Source organism: Cupriavidus sp. 05L310 (assembly GCF_056398185.1).
On record NZ_JBFTOX010000074.1, the window covers coordinates 14,350 to 30,947 of the forward strand.

Here is a 16,598-nt window from a genome sequence, read left to right on the forward strand (position 1 = left end):
GAGCGCCGAAGGTTAAGAATGGCCCGGGGGCTGGGGTCAGCCGAGTGCGGCCGCAACAATGTGACTGCCAACGGCATAGACGACGGGTCGCCGCATCGGCTCCTTGCTTGCCGGCCGCGTGTGATGGTCACAAGCGGCCAGGACGCGCAGGACGAGGTAAAGGAGGAAGAGATACTTCACGAGTTTCATGGGCTGCCCTGTACGGGGGGACAGGGCAGCCCCGATGGGGCGTGCCCCATCGGGTTAAAGACAAAACCTAGGCAGCGAGCGCCACCAGGTCAATCACTGCGTCGGCCTCATCAACCGACTCAGGCGTGTGGGAAATGAAGAATTCCCGCTCATAGCCGCCCTGACGGAGCACCTCGCGCTTCATTTGCATGAAGGCACGCTTGCGCTCCGGGTCGAGCGGGCCGTCGGCCTCATCAGTGAACAGCGTCTGGAAGGGCTGACCCGAGTCCTGCGCCCGGTAGAGCGCAATACCCCGGGTCAAACACTCATTGATCCAGATTTTCTGCCCGCCGGACAGCAAAGCGAAGTTCTTCACGCTGTCCCGGTCGGCATCGTTCACCTCGATCTCGATGCCCTCACGCTTCTCGCCATTGGCCAGCGTCGTCTGCGTCTGAATCGCGATGGTGAATCGCGCTCCATAGCAGGCGAGCAACAGGTCGTTGACGATCCGCGTGAGCGCCGGACCGGCGTCGTCGATGGACAGCGCGATCACGCCGTCGTTGCCGAGCGCCTTCGCCAGCAGCTTCCACTGCGCGATTTCGTCGGAGAGCCGATCCGCCTTGCCCTGTACCGCAGGCTGGCCGGACAGCACCAACTCCAAGCGTTCGCGCTCGGTCGCAAGACCGGTTTGCTGGCGAATCAATGCCTCGATCCGGGCATCCAGCGCAACCACAGCCTCGCGGCTCTGTCGCAGACGGGTGTCCAAGGCGGCGATGAGGCCGGTGACGTCCTCAGTTGCCAGCCCGGACAACTCGCGCTGCACCACCGACAACTGCGACTCGGCTTCGGCAACGTCCCGGTCATACCGGGCCGTGCTGGTGGCTTCCTCGTCAGTCAGAGCGGTCGCGTCGCGTTGTGCCTGCGCCAACCCTTCCTGCGCCACATCCAACATCGGCTTCTTGGCCGCGAGGGCGGTCAGCCGTTGCAACTCCTGCTGATCGCGAGACAGTGCCGTCTGCAAGGCCGCCAGGGCGGCGCGTTGGGCTGGCAACTCACCCAGGGCTTCCGCCATCGGCTTCATCGACTGCTGCTTCGCCTGGTAGCTGGCCCGCAGATCCTTCACGAGGATGACCTGCTCGGCCAGCTTGCCCTTGGCGTCACGCGCCTGCGCGAGCAACGGGCACGTGCTGTGCATGGGATCGGCCCGGCATGGCACCGTCTCAATGACATCGGCCTGGCCTTTCAACGAGGTGGCGAACTGGGCGGCGGACCTTCCGCGCGCTTCTAGTCCCTGCAACTCGGTCGCGAGCGCGGCATGCTGCGCCTGCTGTGCGTCCAAGCTGCTGACCGCCTGCTGTAGCGTGGCAAACTCGCCCTGCTTCTGGCCGATGATCATTTGCAAGGCGTCGCGCTGCTCGGCGGCTGCGAGGATGGCCGGCCCTTCGGCCAGCATCAGCTTGCGGCCGGCGATCAGCTGCTCCAACTCCCGGCGCCGCGTGGCGGCGCGGGTGGCCGCAACACGCTGGTCAGCATCCAACTGCCGCCGGCGCGCTCCCAGCTCGGTTTCCCGCTGCCTGAGTTCGCGCAGACGCGCTTCGGTGGCTGCGCTCGCACTTTGCTGGGCCGCCAGTGTCGCGCGCTCCTGCAGGAGCTTCGCGCCATCGGCAGTCTTCGCATCGCGATCGCTCCGCGCCCCGATCAAAGCCTCGTCGGTTAGACCAATGTCCCGTGCCAACTGGCCCGCCCGCTCACGTTGAGTGGACAAGCCGACCAGGTCGCGCTGCAGGGTGTCCAGATGCCGGCCCAGCCCCTTTGCAACCTCGCCGGCCTTGGCCGACAGATCACGCAGGTGGTCGATGCCCAGCAACTCGGCAAGCAGCTTCTTGATCTCGCCGGCCTGGTAGCTGGCGATTGGGCGCCGGTTCTGCGCCGAAAACACGCTGGTGAAGAACGCTTCGGGCGAGCCTAGCACCGCCTCGATGCAGCGGTTGTAGGTATCCGCCTTGCCGTCCGACAGCGTGCCGTCGGGCAGTTGCAACGGTACCCAGTCGCCGGTGGCGCCCTTCTGGAACAGGTAGTACTCGGCCTTGCGGCTCTTGCCCGGATTACGGAACGCGAAAGCCGAACGGTACTGCGTGCCGGCGTGTTCCCATTCCAGATCCTTCTCGCCACGGGTGCCACAGAGGTGATCCCAGTAGGAGAACGCATCCGCGGACATTTTCGAGGCGTGGCTCGGCATGATCGGGTACGGGTGCAGGTTGTCCATCAGCGTGGTCTTGCCGGCACCGTTAGGGCCAACGAGCGCGATCAGCCCAGTGGGCAGGTTCGCGAGGTCGAGCGTCACGCTGTCGCGCTTCATGCCGTCCCGGACGCCGTGGAACCCGGTCAAAGTGAGTTTCAGCGGGCGCATTCGGACACCTCCGCACCGGTCATGGAAGTCAGGTAATCGGCGGGCAGTTCCATCATATCGCCGTCGTAGAACGGCATGTCTGGGGCCACCGTGGCGGCATCCCGCTCGGGCAGGCCCGACAACGCACGCTCCAGGGAGCGCACGGCGGCGGCGAATTGCTGGCGGGCCAGCGCGATCACCTCCGGCCAAGCGGTGCAGCCACAGAGCGCCCTGAGTTCCAGCGCGCTCCACTGGCTGGCATAGCCATGCGAGAACGACCAGAGCAGGTTCTGCATCTCCAGCGACGGTGTCACCTCGTACCAGTGCTGGCCGTCCGCGGCGTGTACCGCGAGGACCAACAGATGGTCGCGCTTGGCGATCACCGTGCCGCGCCCTGCGCCGAACGGCTGGAACAGGGTGCTGCGGGTGAAGCCGTGCGCGTCCGCAAGGCGAGCGGCCAGTGTAGACGCGGCTAGTGCGGTTTCAAACGTGTGGGCCCAGTCCGGGCCAGCAGGGTAAAGCATCATGATGCACTCCAAGGGAGACGGAGTGCATTCCCGGACGGGAAGCACCCGTCAGGGTTCAATGAGATGGAACAACGGTCGATGCGTCCGAAGGACGCGGGGTAAAACGATGTTTCGACAGCCCCGGAGGGCTCTCGGAACATGGCTTTGGCCACGTTCAAGGGTTAGGCGGCGGCTTCCGCAAACAGGTCGTCGCTGAGCCAGTCCATCGCCGCGGGCGGCGCGCTGGGTTGCCTCGCAATGGGCACGGGAACCTCTAGCGGTACCGGCATGACTGCCGTAACAGGCTCCGATTGCATCGGCATCTGCATCGACAGCGCGGCGGGAGCCGCGACCACCAATGGCTTGTCTACGCTTTCCAGTTGCTGCAGCACCAGGTCCGCGATGGCCTGCGGGTCCGCGTGCTCGAGCATCGACAGACGATCCAGCAACGGGTTGGTATCGACATGGGTCAATTCCCCCCATCGCGTGACCTTCTCCGACAGGCTGGCGGCGCGGCTGATGCCTTCGGCTCGGCTACGCACGGCAGGCAATACCCGACCTTCCAGCTTCACCTCGGTCGCCTTGAGGAACAAGGCGCCGATGGCGTCCCGACCGACCACCTGGCGGTGCTCTTCGTCGACGACCCAGCGGATGCGCACGAACTTGTCCGACGCCTCGGCGGCGACGCGAGCCAGCTCCGCCATGTCCGGCGGGCCGTCGAAGTCAATGCACAGTGTCTCGCGAGCGGGCGTCACAATGGGCGTGGTTTCGGCCTGCCCCGGCGCGACGCGCCATTGCAGGTAGGTCTTGTCACCGATTTCCCCATAGTGGAAGCGCCCGATCGAACCCGGATACGCCACCAGCCGGCCCTCGCGATCCCATTGCTGGGCGCGGTGGATGTGACCGAGCATGAAGCCGTCGCATTCCGCATCAAACAGCGCCCCGATGGTGAATTCGTGATCGAATCCGGCCATCGGCACACCGTGCTCGGTCTGGCAGCCGTTGACGGTGCCGTGCGAGATGCCTATCGTGCGGATGCCGCGAGCACGCAGCGTGCGGTTCACGCCGCCAGCGGCGTGCAGGTAGGCGGCCAGATGGTCGCCGACTGCGGTCGCAGCCTCCTTTGCGCCGACTGCGGCAGCGAGCATGGCCTTGTTGACCGTGGGCACACAGGTGAAGACCACCTCCGGGGTACCGTCAGCAAGCAACGCCTCAATCTCGATGGGAGTGAAGAGCGCACCGTCCGAAGCGGTGAACCCGCCGTCCCGCAGTGCGACCTGGTGGATACGGTCAGCGATGTAGACGGGGTGACGACTGCCAACGAGGCGGAACAGATCCAGCGTGCCGGGCGGCTCGTGGGAAAAGGTGCCCTGGAGCATCACAATCGCCATATGCTCGGAAAGCTGGCGGATGCGCTCTGCCAGCACGCGCAGCGCCGGTGTGTGGGCGTCCAGGCGATGATCGGTCGAATCGCCGGAGACGACGGCGACCTGACTTCCGGCCGCGATCGCGTGTTCGACGGCAAAGCCGAAGCAGCGATCCGCCTCGGCCAGATTGCCGGTCGAGTAATGCAAATCAGAAAAGTGAGCCAGCAGCAGGCTCTCACTCGCCTCGAGCATGATGTGATTCTCCAAAGGAATGGTGCGCCGATTTAGCGCGCGGGGAAAAGAATGTGGCCCGGCTGGGCCACAGGTGAAAGGAAATGGGGCAGAAGTGGAAAATGAGGTGAACGACGCGTTGCACGCCGTTCACCTATTCCATCGTCAGACAGGCTGTGTGGCTTCCCGGACGCGGGAGCGCACCTGCTCACGGAAGGCCAGTGGGTTGGCCAGCGCGGTTTGCATCTCGCCAATCATGCTGTCAACGTCCTTAGGCCGCTTCGTCCAGCCCTGACCGTACTCGATCCGGGCAAAGGTCAGCAGATCCATGCGCTCCTGCCCTACCGACATACCAAGGCGGGCGGCGAGGTCGGCGAGGATGCTCTCTCGGTCCTCGGGATCGGCCGCGGTCGACATCGGTGCCGGCATCGGCGAAGCGACCGGTGTCGACGCGGGCGTGCGAGGCCGTTCAGGCTCCAGTGGCATTGCGCCTGAGATGTCGACGAGCGGCGCCATGGAAGGCGCATCACCTGCGGGCATTGCGCCTTCCAGCAACGCGACCGACTTGCTTGCCGCGTCCAGTGCCGGTGCCATTTGATCCGCGCTATCCAGCAGCGCGCCCAGATCAATTTCCGCATCCAGCATGGTGAGCATCTGCTCCTGCCGAATCGGCAGGCCATTCTCACCAATGCGGGTAATGTCGACCGCCTTCTTCGAAAGCCAGAAGTGCATGCCTGCGAGCCGGCCGCCACGCGCCATCGCCACCGTCTGCATCGCGGCGTACGCCTTCTGCAACACATAGATGGAAGTGGTCGGCAACTCGATCAGGCCGAGGCCCTTTATCTCCGGGACGCAAAAATACAGACTGGCGGAGAGGTTGCAATGTCGGCCCTGGTACTGCGGGCACTGGTGCGGATCGCACACGCCATCGGGAATGGCGTCGTCCTGCCGCAGGATAACCGTGCGCCCGCCAAACAGCCGCTTGGCACGCTGGGCGCGCTCATCCACTTCCGGCGCGGCGTACATCTTGCAATGCCGCTTGCCGTCGGCGCCGTACTCGGAGAAGTACTGCAGGCCGCGTGCGTTCCAGACCTTCAACTGGTTGGGCATGTTGGCCAGCCAGTCGTCGAAGGCGAAGATGACCGGGAAACGCCACAGCTTCAGGCCATCGCCACGATCCTCACCGTACTTCTGGAGGATCTCGTCGGCGGTGGCCGGATTGGTGAAGTCCGAACCGCGGCAGGTGAACCAGGCGGTGTTCTTGGGCACCAGTGCGTTCCGGATCTTCGTCTTGCGCTCGATCTCTTCGCCGATCGCTTCGAACGAGCCGCCCTGAGCGAGCATGGTGTCGTGGATCTTGACCGCTTGCTCGTTTTCCTTGGCCCTCTTGGTGAGGACCTTGATGCCGGGGCGGATCTTGCCAATGATGGGTGGCCGCTGGGGCCGTTCTTCTATGAGACTGCGGGGATGGCTGAAGTCGGTGTAGCCAATGGCTCGTTGCATGATGCGTTGCTCCTGCGTTCAAGAAATTGAACGACGGCGACGCGGATGGACGCAGCATGCTCCCGAAGGCGCAGGGCTATGTCGGCCCCGCGCTGGGTCGTTACTTGGGAAAGGAACGCCGCTCGGGCGGGTTCCGCTAGACCGGCCACGTGGGCCGCTTCACACAAATTGCGCCACGCATTCGGTTGTCCGACGTAGTCGGGCCGTCGACGGGCTAGCGTGCTCGCGATGGCGGCACGAATCTCGGAGTTCAGATCGACAGCAGAGTGCATGGTTGGCTCCTGTTCGAGGTTCCTACAAACAAAAAAAGCCCGCTCCGACATGGCGGAAGCGAGCTTGTTCGAAGGAAAACCCGTCGCCACGCCCCTTCCGGGGGCGTGGCGAACAGGGAGCGATGCGCGAATGCGCTGGCTCTATGCGAGGACGTAAAGTCGTCCTCGTGCAGCAAGGTCACGCTGCACTTCAACCCATTTAGAACACAAGGTTCTCCGCAGGGGTCACGGATCAGCCTACAACGGCCGTTCTGCCCAGGAGGGGCCAAGAGAGAGAGACGCCACATGGTCCCAGGCTCGAACGGTGTCCACAGCGCATGCCGAAGCAGCACTGATACTGGACGCGTATTACGGCTGATGGATGGGGAGCAAACGGCGAAGTTGCTCATCACAATGGAATGTCCACACCGGTAGCCAACCGGTCGGCGCATGCGCTAAGGCACGACTTGAGAAATGCAATGAACTCGCTGTGGAGTCAGGTCGATGCGTCGGAGACGCGAGAAGTGAGAGCATTATGCACCGATTGTGCTCTCGTACAAAGCGCGTAACCTCGCGAAAATCGCATACCTTACGCAGCGCACCTGCACCCTGTCCTGACCGAAAATCTCCCCCGAGAGAGACTCACGAGTATGGACATGGCCGAGCAGCAAGGGGAATTCCCTGCCAACCCACCTGAACCCCCATCCAGCGCGCCGCACGCCGCTGCCACGGATGGCCCCGCACCGGACACCGGCCTCAAGCCCATCACGCGGCTAATCAGCGAGGACCGCATTTCGCGCATCGTCCCCGAGACCACGACGAAGGTTGAGGTGTCTTTCTCCTCTGTCTTTACGCGCCGTTTCCTGCACGATGACTACAATTTTTGCGCGTCCAAATGCTCGGTCGCGCGAGGCGGCAAGGTCAAGGCGCTCGATGAGGCCTTCCGAGAGGCTGAGGTCTGGTTCAGTCGCGTGAACGATTGGCTCGCGTCGAAGAATCAACTTGAGTTTTCGATCGGCTACGAATCCGTCGTCTTGGAAGTTCCCAATGCGCTCGCCGGGCGACTGCTACGCCTGCTGGGCCAGTACGACAAGCTCGCCTCGGCCACGCTGTTCGCGCACGTCGGGCGCTCCATTTCTGGCACAGAACGCGATACGCAGCTCGATATCGCTGGCCGGCGCATCAATACGATTCACACCCTCTGCATTCCGGACAACGACCGGTTTGCCGATGACGGCAGCCGGCTCGCCTGAGCGCCCTTTCCATTCCCTCCCTTCCGAACCCCAAGGAGCACCGTGGACATTCGAGACATCCAGCGCCTGCACGAGCAGTTCGCGCACGCCCCGCTCACCATTGAGGCGCAAACCACGTCCCACAATCCCGCCGGCCGGCTATTGCCCCCGCCCGCCTTTGGCGCCGCGAGTGCGACCCGCCGGTGGGCCGGCCGCGCCGGCAACACCCGCCAGGTTGCCAGCATCGTCGTCGGCATCGTGGCGGCCGGTGCCCTCGGTATGTCCATCGCCAACTGGCAGCACGGGCGGACAGCGGATGCGGCAAAGCCTGATACCGCAGCCCCCGTCAAGGCAGAGGGCACGCAGGACGCGCCGGAACTTGGTCAAGCGCCGGTAGTGGCCATCGCTGCCGCGTCCAGTCCCGCAACGACTGATACCGCAACGACTGATACCGCACCGATGAACAGCGCCGCCTACGGTGCCGCCCAACCCGTTGAAATCCCGGCCAAGGGCGCAGAGTTGGTGCAGCAAGTTGCACAGCCGCCCGCGGCAGTGATTGCGCCGGTGTCCCGCCCTCAGCCAAGCCAGGCTCCGGCGGCTCGGGCGATCCCGCCGGTCGTGCGCAAGGTCGAGCCGGCCCCAGCACAGGCGAATGCCGTGCCTCAGTCCCCCCCTGCGCATCGCCCTAACGCCGCATCCGAGATAAAGCTGTTCTGACTATGAAAGACACTCCCATCTTTAGCGTGCTCAATCGCGGCATGAGCATCCACGGAGACGTGGCCGCGGACCACGGCATCACCTGCCTCGGCCTGATCGACGGCAACCTCTCCTCGTCCGCCGGACTGCTCCATGTCGGCAGCGGCGGTATCGTGCGCGGCAAGGTTGAAGGCGAGCATGTGATCGTGGACGGCATCGTGGAGGGCGACGTTGCCGCCCGCAGCACGCTGATGATCAATGGCCGCGTCAAGGGCGAGATCTTCTACGCTGGCACAATCCGGCTTGGCCTGAATGCGAACCTGGAGAGCCGCATCTCACGCGTTGCCGCCATCGGCACCGGGAGCGACGCGCACGTCTTTACACGGGAGGCGGTCCAGGCGAGTCCGGCCGATCCCGCTGAGCTTGCCGACGCGAGCACAGCGGGGACCCCGAGCACATGAGTCCACCCTATAGGTGGAAACGCGCATGATTCGCTATCTCTTATGAGCCTTAGAGAGCCCGGTCAAGCCGGGCTTCATGGTCTTCGGAGACAGCTAACGCACCACTGGCTGCAACGACACCAGTTCGTCGACCGAGAACAATCCGGCGATGGTAAGCCACGGCAGGCTCAACCCCTGCGCGCGTACAAACGACACAAATGGAAACTGGCCGTCCAGCAGGCAGCGGAAATCCCGCAAGCCGCGGATCGGGTCCTGAACCTGATAGCAGCTGCGGTGCTGAAGCCTAAATACCGCCGGCCCCTGCCGGTACACGCACTCGACGGGCGCACGCGGCCAGAGTTGACCCTCCAGCCAGCGGTCGTAGTCCAGGTCCGTCTCGCCAGTTGCCTGCGCTCGTAGCCAGTTTGCGTGCAAGGCTAACGGCACGTCGTTCGACAGTTGGTTGACATCCAATGGCGCCAATGCGTCCTTCTTCTTCAATTTTCCTCCTGTCTGCTGAGCGCTGTTCCAATATGCAAGTGCTACCTTGCAACGACACCCACGCTCTCTTCTCTCCATAAGACGTGCTGCTAATGTCCTATCGGCAACAGGCGGAAGGGGATAAATCCAACTTGGTTCGAAAAGTGCTGCCGGGCCGTGCTTCTGCCCACGCAGAAACCATCCCTTCAGCGCAGCCGGCCTGTAGGCGCAACCACATTCGATCCTCGTTTGGCGCAGGCATTCGGTGGCGCTGTGCGCGCCCGCCGGATGATGTACGGCATTGCCCAGGAAACACTGGTCAATCTGGCCGGGATTGAACGCACGTATGGGGTCACCACGGATTCGGCGCACAGCCTGCCTGTAGCGCCGAATCTGCTGGAGCGGTCCTTTGAACAGACACGGACCTCTGTTTTCCGTACATATAGATATTGACCAAATTGGCTGTTTCGATATAATCTATGTGTATGCCGAAAACTGCCCGTGCCCTCCTGCAGCTCCCGCCGGCGACTGCTGGCGCCATCGAGAAGCTTGGCGCTGACCTAGCTGTGGCCCGCTTGCGCCGCAAAGAGTCATTGAGGACCTGGGCGAAGCGGATGGGTGTTTCTGTGCCCACGCTGCAACGGCTCGAAGCCGGTGACCCGTCTGTGGGCATCGGCATCGTTGCGACTGCGCTCTGGCTCATCAAGCGCGACGGCGAGCTGAGAAATCTCGCGGCGCCCGAGCACGACCAAGGCGCCATTGAGATGGACGTCCGTGAGGCCGTCGAACTGGGTCGCGCACGCGCCCAGGCCGCCGCGGAAGCACGCGTGCGCATGAACCGGGCATAGGGCTGAGATGCGTCTGGACGACTTGTACCTCTGGTACCTGGGTGACTCGGCCACACCGCGCTACGTCGGCGCATTGAAACTGGTCACCGCCGGCAAGGGGGTCTCCTTGCACTACGGCGAGGAGTGGCTGGCTAACGGGTTCGCTCTGAGCGAGGACCTCCCTCTCGTCGACAACGAGTTCTTGCCGCCAGGCCGCTTGGCGACCGATGCGCAGCGCGCGGTCGGCGCGATCGACGACGCGCGGCCGGACCGCTGGGGCGAGAAGGTCATTCGCTTCGTGGATAAGCCCAAGCGCCTCTCCCTGATGGAGTGCCTGTACTACGCAGGAGACGATCGATTCGGCGCGCTCGGTGTTTCCACGTCGTCGAGTACCTACAGCCCGCGAGCCGTGAGTCCGCTTCCTCGGCTAGAGGCTGCGCAACAGCTCAGTGAGGTGGTGGCCAAGATAGAGGCCTCGGAGCCCATCACCGCCCTGGAAGCAAAGATTATTGCTGGCGGTAGCAGTCCGCTCGGTGGCGCGAAGCCCAAGGCACTCATCGACATTGACGGCGAGCAATGGGTGATCAAGTTCTTCAACAACGAGCCCGTCGACGCGCCGCTCATCGAGCACGCGACGATGACGCTGGCCGAGCGCGCGGGCATCACGGTGGCCAAGACGCAGGTTATCCACCTCCTCGGGGCGAACGCGGTCGCCATTCGCCGCTTCGACCGCGACCAGGGTCGGCGAATTCACAGCATCTCGGCCGGCACCGCCATTCGCGCGGCCACCGCATCGGGCGAGGAGCCACAGATGGGCTACCCCGAACTGGCGCGAATCCTCCGCCGGGTCGGCATCGCCCAGGACGACATGAACCAACGCGACGCGCGCGAGCTCTTCCGTCGCATGGTTTTCAACATCCTGGTCGACAACACCGATGACCACGAGAAGAACCACTCCCTGTTGGTCGTGAACCCGCTCGAGAATGGCCGCCTGAAGCTGGCACCGGCGTACGACGTCTTGCCGACGAACTCAGGGCACGGTTACCAGGAGTTCATCTGCGGTGCTCATGGCCCGGACTCGACGCTCGAAAACGCGATGACGCAGTGCGATGCATTCGGCCTGCTGCCCGCGGATGCCGCGGCCGAGATTGCCACCGTCATCGACATCGTGAACACCTGGCAGGAACACTTCGCGCAGGCCGGCGTAACGGAGCGCGACATCGAGAGCCTGGCCGAGCGCATCGACGGCGAAGCGCTCCTAACCCAGCGCACTGGCTTCGACCAGACCCGATTTTCGTCCGCGCCGGCCAAGAGAAAGCGAGAAAGTCCCTTCCGGCGCACCTGAAATCCTCGCACGACAAACCAGTCCCTGGCCAAGCGAGTGGTACCAACAGAAGCCGTTCGACACGCGGTTCACGTTCTGCCGCCTGCGGGAGAAACTGAAGGCTCGCATTTGCCCGTCCTCCGCAAGAGGAGCCTATTCGACCAGCGGGGTCATGCAACACTTAGCTCAGACAGAGCAAAAAAATAACCCCGGACGCACGCCCGGGGTTGGTCTAAATGATGACCTCCACCGCCTCGCCAAACGGCGGCGGAGCCATCGTGTGGAGCGGCGTGGTCGACGCCCATAAGGTGGGATACGCCGGCGGCGCAGCCGGGAATTTCCCGTGCATGTCCGTCAGGTAGACGAGGAACGCCGGAGCAATTCCCTGTTCGTCCAGCCAGGCGAATGGCGCACGGAAACTCGTGCCGCCACCGCCTCGGATGGGACCCAGCTCGATGGCCTCTCCGCGTTCAAAGCACTGCACCTGCGTCACGCGAGTGTCGCAGTCCAGCACGAACAGGCGCCGCGGCTGCAGCACAGTGAAGACCGTCTCGATCTCCGCCCCGAACTGCTGCTGCGCCTCGCCGAACACCGAACCGCTGGTGTCGCGCACAAAGACCGCATCGCCGACCGACTGGTCGTGCAACGCCGGCAGGTACAGGCCCATATGGGTGTACCGCCGGTTCGGCATGGCCCAGCTATAGTCCGACCGGGTCTGCTCGAAGGCAAAGCGGTGTAGCACCGAACGCCAGTCCACCGATGCCCGCGTGGCCGACTCCACCATCGCACTCAACTCGCCGGGCAGCTTGCCACGCATCTTTGCGGCTTTTGCTGCCTGCATCGTCGCCACCTTCCACTCGTTGGCCAGCGTTTGCTGCTGTGCCTGCGGCTGCTGGCGAACTTCGCCGGGTGAAAATTCCGGCGAGGCCTGCGACGGGTCGGCCCCGGACGTGCCGTTGCCTTTGCCGTCCTGGCCGTTGGGCTGGGACGGATTGTTGCCGTCGGCCTTGCCGTTGCCGTCCTGCTGTGGCTGCGGTTGCGGTTCTGGCTGCGGTTGCTCCGATGCCTCCTGGCGCAACATGGCATAGATTTCCTCTGCGGACTTGCCGAGAAATCGTCCGTCGATTAGCGCGCCGGCCGGCAACTGCAAGCCGGCGTTAAGCACCAAGGGATTGATCGCATAGTCGCAGGCCTGATTCCAACGGTCAGGGTCGCGAACGCCGCAGCGCCAGCAATGCCCGTTCGCCGGATGCAATACCTCGTGGGCAAGACAGCCGCGTAGCTCAAGATCGCTCAAGGTGGCGACGAATGCTGGGTTGTAGCCCAGCGATACGCCATCCACCCAGAAGGTCTTGCACGATGGATCTTCGACCACCCGTAAGCGCATCAACAACGCGCCGAAGAACGGCTGCGACAGGATGAGCTGGGAACGCTGCTTCGAGATTCGATCGCGCATGCTGGCCTCACCCTGTCAGCAGTTCAAACATCGACGAGGTCGGCGCAGCCACCACCGGCGACGGCGGCGGACCACCCATGAAGGCGGCCATCTGTGCCTCAATCTCCATCGCTTTTTCGGCAACCTGCTTGCGCAAGTCGTTCGAATTGCGAAGGTCCGCCCCGGTGTGACAGGCCAGATGCTCGCGCGTCTCATCCAGGATGCGTGTGAGCGCCGGATCCCCGGAGAAGTTCAGCTTGGGCAGCAGTGCGCTCAACTCACGCACCTTGTCGGCAACATCCAGCCGCACGTTCGTAGCCCCGTACAGGCGGTTGGCGAAGTGCTGCACGGCTTCGAAGAGCCGGCCCACCAGGTCGTCGTTGGCGGTTTTCACCGCGCCGAGCACGCGCTGGTCGATATGCGACATGGACCTCGTGGCGCGAATTGATGCCGGCGCCGGGTGAGTACTCGGGCCCGTTCGTGCCGAAGCCGAAACGAGCACGAAATTGCTGCTCCACGTAGCAGGCGGGGTCGACGAATGCTGCATCAGGATCTGCGAACAGCGTGCCCTGGTCACTGCATTCCGGCGCCAGAGCCTCCTCCGGGAAATAGCCCAGGCGACCAGCGGCCACTGCTGCTTGCCAGGCGTCGCGGCTGACCTCGAAAGGCCTAAGCACTTTCCCGTCCGGGCGAAGGATGAACCGGTCCACTTCACCGATGATGGTGTCGAGGATCCCGCGCATGGAACCCTTGGGCCGGACAGCAAAGTTGCCCCTTGCCAGCCGGATGAGGGGGATGTCGCCGCGGGCGATATGGCGTAGTCGCACGGACTCCACCGGTGTGCGTCGTCGCAGGTCGTCGTCGCAGTTGAAGAAGGCCAGCACACCGGCCAGTGTGGTGCGGGATTCAACCCGTCCCGTATCAAAGGTAATCACGTACATGGGACTTGCTCCTAAGCACGAAGCAAGCCCCCCAAGGGGCGTTGCCCCGTGTGGGTGAGAGAGGAATACTCGGATACTTCGATTCAAGCGGCGACGCGGCGGCGGGGCCGTACCGAGGCCTCCGTTCGCGCGGTCGCGATGGCATCGAGCAATTCTTGCGAAACGATCCGCCAGACTGAAGCGAAGCCGTCACCGTAGGGAACGTGGCGTGCCTCGGCGAACAAGCCGGCTTCCAGGAAGCTGGCTGCCAAATCCCGCGGCAGGTTCCAGCCAGCAGAGACGACAAACTCGTCAGTGGCCAGCTCGACTTCGGGCAGGTTGGTGGTCAGCGAGCCATACGGCATCCCGTCATCGCGCACCTGAGGGTGAGCGCGGCGCGATAGTTGGTCGAATACAACTGGACGTTAAGGCGAACACCGGGAGGGTGGCTGGCCAGGCCAGCGCCGTAAAGACGGTCGATCATGGTTGGGGTAACTCCTGAGGTCGTGGAGCTGCCCCACAGGGACGCGCCCCGCGTGGTAGACGAAAAAAAACGCACCTCGAGGGGTGCGTCAGTTTGATGGCCCGGCATTGCCGGGCGAAATAAGACAGTGGGTTGGCGTTCAGTCCTTATGGACGCGACGCCCGTTACGGTCTGCCCACAGCAAGTAGGCCGAAAACAGCAACGCAAGAACCAAAAGAGGAGGACCAAACATCACTTTTCTCCTTTCGAGAGGACTGCTCCTACAGCGAATAATACAACGGCGATACCGAACAGGCTTGCGCCATTCGCGACGGCGGTCAGGTTCCATCCCGGCCGGCTGGTAAGGTAGCCAGCCAAGCCAAGGATTGCGGCAGCGGAGAGCGTATGAGCGAAGCGCCCATACTGCAACCGTTGGTCCTTGGTCGGAGCCGCAACGGCCATCCTGGCTTCGTCCATCCAGCCGCGTTTCGCCGCCTTGGACCGATCCACGTTGTAGACCGCCGGTTCCATGCGGACCAACGGAAACTGATAACCGTCTTCTAGCAGCAAAAGGACGTGACGCTCACCCATCGCAATGGAGGCATCGACAAGGTTGTCCAGACGCACCGGTAGTGTGACAACGTTGGCGTCTGGCTCATAGTGTACTGAGCACGAGTACTCGTCGCCGCTGGTGGATTTGAGGATGACCTTGGCAATACGTGTCATGGTCAGTCCCCTCAACCGCGCCGGCCCGCCACCACGCGCAGCGTAGCAACGAGCGAGGCGTAGCCTTCGGGCGAGCCGATCGACTGCAGGCAAACCGCGTTGTCGCGGCCACCCGTATAGTCGTCTCGGCCGCGGCACGTGCGAAAGCTCATGCGGGCAGCGGATTGCTGCGGCGCGTGGGCAATCTGCACGTACAGCGTATCGGTATGCAAGGCATAGACATCGGCCCGCTGGCGGCGCTGACGGCGTTCGCGGACGGTGAACTCGCGGGGACGCAACCCGAGGTCGTTCGCCAGACGGCGGATGACACGGGAGGCATCACGTTTGAGGGAGGCGCAGGCTGTGGCATTGCCGGGGGCGTGCGGTTGGGTAAAGGATTTGGGGATCTTCATGGCAGTCTCTGGTGAAACGGGACAGCCATCCCCAGCGGGACGGTGTCCCGCAATGGGTAAGGTCTGGACAGGCCAGACGTGGTTCGATGCGTCGGTGACGCGATCACGTTTGCCGAAGCGGTTATACGTTTCCGCAAGCGCTCTTGTATGAGGAGGCCGGGCGCCCCCCTTGGGCGCCCTACCCCTCAGACTAGGTCCAGGGCTTCCGAAATCACCCGGGCGATCGAGAACGCCAGGTCACGACCGAATACCTTCGCGCAGAGCAGTTTCCGTACTGCCCAGTGCGGACCGGAGGCATCCTGCGTGAGATGGATCTGATCGACGTTCACGGTCCAGCCCTCCGACGATCCACGGAAGACGGAAACAGCAATGCGATCGCGGGCGCCAAGTTCCGGCCACGGCGCGTCCGCACGCAAACCGTGGGTGCGCTCATCGTCGCGATAGCGATTGGTGGCGGTAATCCATTCGGGCTCCAGCTCCATGCCGCGCAGCATGGTGTAAAGCTGGAGTTCGACTTGCTCGACCGTGAGGCCGGTCGTATCGATAGCTGCGACCCTGGGACGTCTCACAGTAACGGACTGCGGAACAGACAGTGTGGAATCCAGCATGGGGATCTCCGATATGCGGAGCGCTCCCACTTCGCGGGAGGCGTCCCGCGAATGCGATGGAAGGGTCTGAATTTGCCAGACGATGGTTCGATGGGTCGAAGACGCGATCAAAAAAGGCTTGCCCAACCCCTGGTAGGGGTTGGGCAAGCCACTGATGGTCCGCCTGCTGACCTGCGTCAGACCACGTTCAAGGCTTCCGCCAAGACCCGCGCCGTTTCCCAGGCGTGGTCACGGCGCGCAACCTTGGCGATCAGCAACTTGCTCACGCAAGCTTCGAGCGCATCACCACGCCTGCGAAGTGAATCAGGTCGACGTGGACGCTCCAGCTGTCCGACAGGCCGCGGACGACAGAGACCACAATGCGGCCTTTGTCGCAGTCCGGCCAGTTCGCGCTGGGCAGCAACCCGTAGGCTTTCTCGTTGCGATTCTCGCTAAAGTTCGCAGCGCACAGCCACTCGGGATCAAGTTGCGCGGCACAGAGCGTATTGCCCAGTGCTGCAGCCACCTCTTGCACGGTCTTACCGTTCGTAACGACCGGAGCAACAGCCAAGATGGGTTCAACGATGTTTGTCATTTGAATGCCTTAATGGTTGCGCGAGGCAAGCATCCCCCCAAGCGGGGGCGTGCCCCGCAAGGGAGA

Annotated in this window: 20 protein-coding genes; 5 read left to right on the forward strand and 15 right to left on the reverse strand. The window is 63.5% G+C overall.

Annotation, left to right across the window (positions count from 1 at the left end; genetic code table 11):
- Positions 1-36 precede the first annotated feature (36 nt).
- The 6 genes from AC1DS6_RS36950 to AC1DS6_RS36975 all read right to left on the reverse strand — a co-directional run bounded on the left by AC1DS6_RS36950 (position 37) and on the right by AC1DS6_RS36975 (position 6,487).
- Positions 37-189, reverse strand: coding sequence for a hypothetical protein (locus AC1DS6_RS36950; RefSeq protein WP_477104364.1), 153 nt, complete (start codon positions 187-189; stop codon positions 37-39).
- 67 nt (positions 190-256) lie between these two features.
- Positions 257-2,578 carry an SMC family ATPase gene (locus AC1DS6_RS36955; protein ID WP_477104365.1) on the reverse strand — a complete coding sequence of 774 codons (2,322 nt, stop codon included), beginning with the start codon at positions 2,576-2,578 and terminating at the stop codon, positions 257-259.
- Positions 2,566-3,084, reverse strand: a complete 519-nt coding sequence (locus tag AC1DS6_RS36960) for a hypothetical protein (RefSeq protein WP_477104366.1) — start codon at positions 3,082-3,084, stop codon at positions 2,566-2,568. The genes AC1DS6_RS36955 and AC1DS6_RS36960 overlap by 13 nt, the downstream gene beginning before the upstream one ends.
- A gap of 161 nt (positions 3,085-3,245) precedes the next feature.
- Positions 3,246-4,682, reverse strand: a complete 1,437-nt coding sequence (locus tag AC1DS6_RS36965; RefSeq protein WP_477104367.1) for a metallophosphoesterase family protein — start codon at positions 4,680-4,682, stop codon at positions 3,246-3,248.
- A gap of 144 nt (positions 4,683-4,826) precedes the next feature.
- Positions 4,827-6,164: a recombination directionality factor gene (locus AC1DS6_RS36970; protein WP_477104368.1), complete on the reverse strand. Its 1,338-nt coding sequence runs from the start codon at positions 6,162-6,164 to the stop codon at positions 4,827-4,829.
- Positions 6,113-6,487 carry a DUF7696 family protein gene (locus tag AC1DS6_RS36975; protein WP_477104390.1) on the reverse strand — a complete coding sequence of 125 codons (375 nt, stop codon included), beginning with the start codon at positions 6,485-6,487 and terminating at the stop codon, positions 6,113-6,115. Before AC1DS6_RS36975 ends, AC1DS6_RS36970 begins: the two co-directional genes overlap by 52 nt.
- Positions 6,488-7,071: 584 nt before the next feature.
- Between AC1DS6_RS36975 and AC1DS6_RS36980 the strand changes: the two genes are divergently transcribed.
- Genes AC1DS6_RS36980 through AC1DS6_RS36990 form a run of 3 tightly spaced genes read left to right on the forward strand, consistent with a single transcriptional unit; the run spans position 7,072 to position 8,804 of the window.
- A complete protein-coding gene (locus tag AC1DS6_RS36980; protein ID WP_477104369.1) occupies positions 7,072-7,668 on the forward strand; it encodes a hypothetical protein in 597 nt (198 codons plus the stop codon).
- 42 nt (positions 7,669-7,710) lie between these two features.
- On the forward strand, positions 7,711-8,364 hold the full coding sequence (locus tag AC1DS6_RS36985) for a hypothetical protein (RefSeq protein ID WP_477104370.1): 654 nt from the start codon (positions 7,711-7,713) through the stop codon (positions 8,362-8,364).
- 2 nt (positions 8,365-8,366) lie between these two features.
- Positions 8,367-8,804 carry a bactofilin family protein gene (locus AC1DS6_RS36990; protein WP_477104371.1) on the forward strand — a complete coding sequence of 146 codons (438 nt, stop codon included), beginning with the start codon at positions 8,367-8,369 and terminating at the stop codon, positions 8,802-8,804.
- 93 nt (positions 8,805-8,897) lie between these two features.
- Here the strand turns inward: AC1DS6_RS36990 and AC1DS6_RS36995 are convergent, their stop codons facing one another.
- Entirely contained in the window at positions 8,898-9,284 is a 387-nt protein-coding gene (locus tag AC1DS6_RS36995; RefSeq protein ID WP_477104372.1) for a hypothetical protein, read from the reverse strand.
- Between the two features lie 605 nt (positions 9,285-9,889).
- Here AC1DS6_RS36995 and AC1DS6_RS37000 point away from each other — a divergent pair.
- Together AC1DS6_RS37000 and AC1DS6_RS37005 are read left to right on the forward strand one after the other, a co-directional pair.
- Positions 9,890-10,111, forward strand: a complete 222-nt coding sequence (locus tag AC1DS6_RS37000) for a DNA-binding protein (RefSeq protein ID WP_477104373.1) — start codon at positions 9,890-9,892, stop codon at positions 10,109-10,111.
- 7 nt (positions 10,112-10,118) lie between these two features.
- The gene (locus tag AC1DS6_RS37005; protein WP_477104374.1) at positions 10,119-11,435 is read left to right on the forward strand and encodes a type II toxin-antitoxin system HipA family toxin; all 1,317 of its coding nucleotides are present in this window, start codon (positions 10,119-10,121) and stop codon (positions 11,433-11,435) included.
- A 211-nt stretch (positions 11,436-11,646) separates the two neighbouring features.
- Here the strand turns inward: AC1DS6_RS37005 and AC1DS6_RS37010 are convergent, their stop codons facing one another.
- The 8 genes from AC1DS6_RS37010 to AC1DS6_RS37045 form a co-directional block, all read right to left on the reverse strand.
- Complete coding sequence (locus AC1DS6_RS37010; protein ID WP_477104375.1) at positions 11,647-12,870, reverse strand: vWA domain-containing protein; 1,224 nt, start codon at positions 12,868-12,870, stop codon at positions 11,647-11,649.
- A 7-nt stretch (positions 12,871-12,877) separates the two neighbouring features.
- Complete coding sequence (locus AC1DS6_RS37015; protein WP_477104376.1) at positions 12,878-13,126, reverse strand: hypothetical protein; 249 nt, start codon at positions 13,124-13,126, stop codon at positions 12,878-12,880.
- A gap of 1 nt (position 13,127) precedes the next feature.
- Positions 13,128-13,790 carry a hypothetical protein gene (locus AC1DS6_RS37020; RefSeq protein WP_477104377.1) on the reverse strand — a complete coding sequence of 221 codons (663 nt, stop codon included), beginning with the start codon at positions 13,788-13,790 and terminating at the stop codon, positions 13,128-13,130.
- An 83-nt stretch (positions 13,791-13,873) separates the two neighbouring features.
- Positions 13,874-14,134 carry a hypothetical protein gene (locus AC1DS6_RS37025; protein WP_477104378.1) on the reverse strand — a complete coding sequence of 87 codons (261 nt, stop codon included), beginning with the start codon at positions 14,132-14,134 and terminating at the stop codon, positions 13,874-13,876.
- 350 nt (positions 14,135-14,484) lie between these two features.
- Positions 14,485-14,958, reverse strand: coding sequence for a hypothetical protein (locus AC1DS6_RS37030; protein ID WP_477104379.1), 474 nt, complete (start codon positions 14,956-14,958; stop codon positions 14,485-14,487).
- Between the two features lie 11 nt (positions 14,959-14,969).
- Positions 14,970-15,350: a hypothetical protein gene (locus AC1DS6_RS37035; RefSeq protein ID WP_045239498.1), complete on the reverse strand. Its 381-nt coding sequence runs from the start codon at positions 15,348-15,350 to the stop codon at positions 14,970-14,972.
- 185 nt (positions 15,351-15,535) lie between these two features.
- Positions 15,536-15,958, reverse strand: a complete 423-nt coding sequence (locus tag AC1DS6_RS37040; protein ID WP_477104380.1) for a hypothetical protein — start codon at positions 15,956-15,958, stop codon at positions 15,536-15,538.
- Positions 15,959-16,220: 262 nt separating this feature from the next.
- Positions 16,221-16,532 (reverse strand): hypothetical protein, encoded by a 312-nt coding sequence (locus AC1DS6_RS37045; protein ID WP_477104381.1) that lies wholly within the window; start codon positions 16,530-16,532, stop codon positions 16,221-16,223.
- Positions 16,533-16,598: the final 66 nt, after the last annotated feature.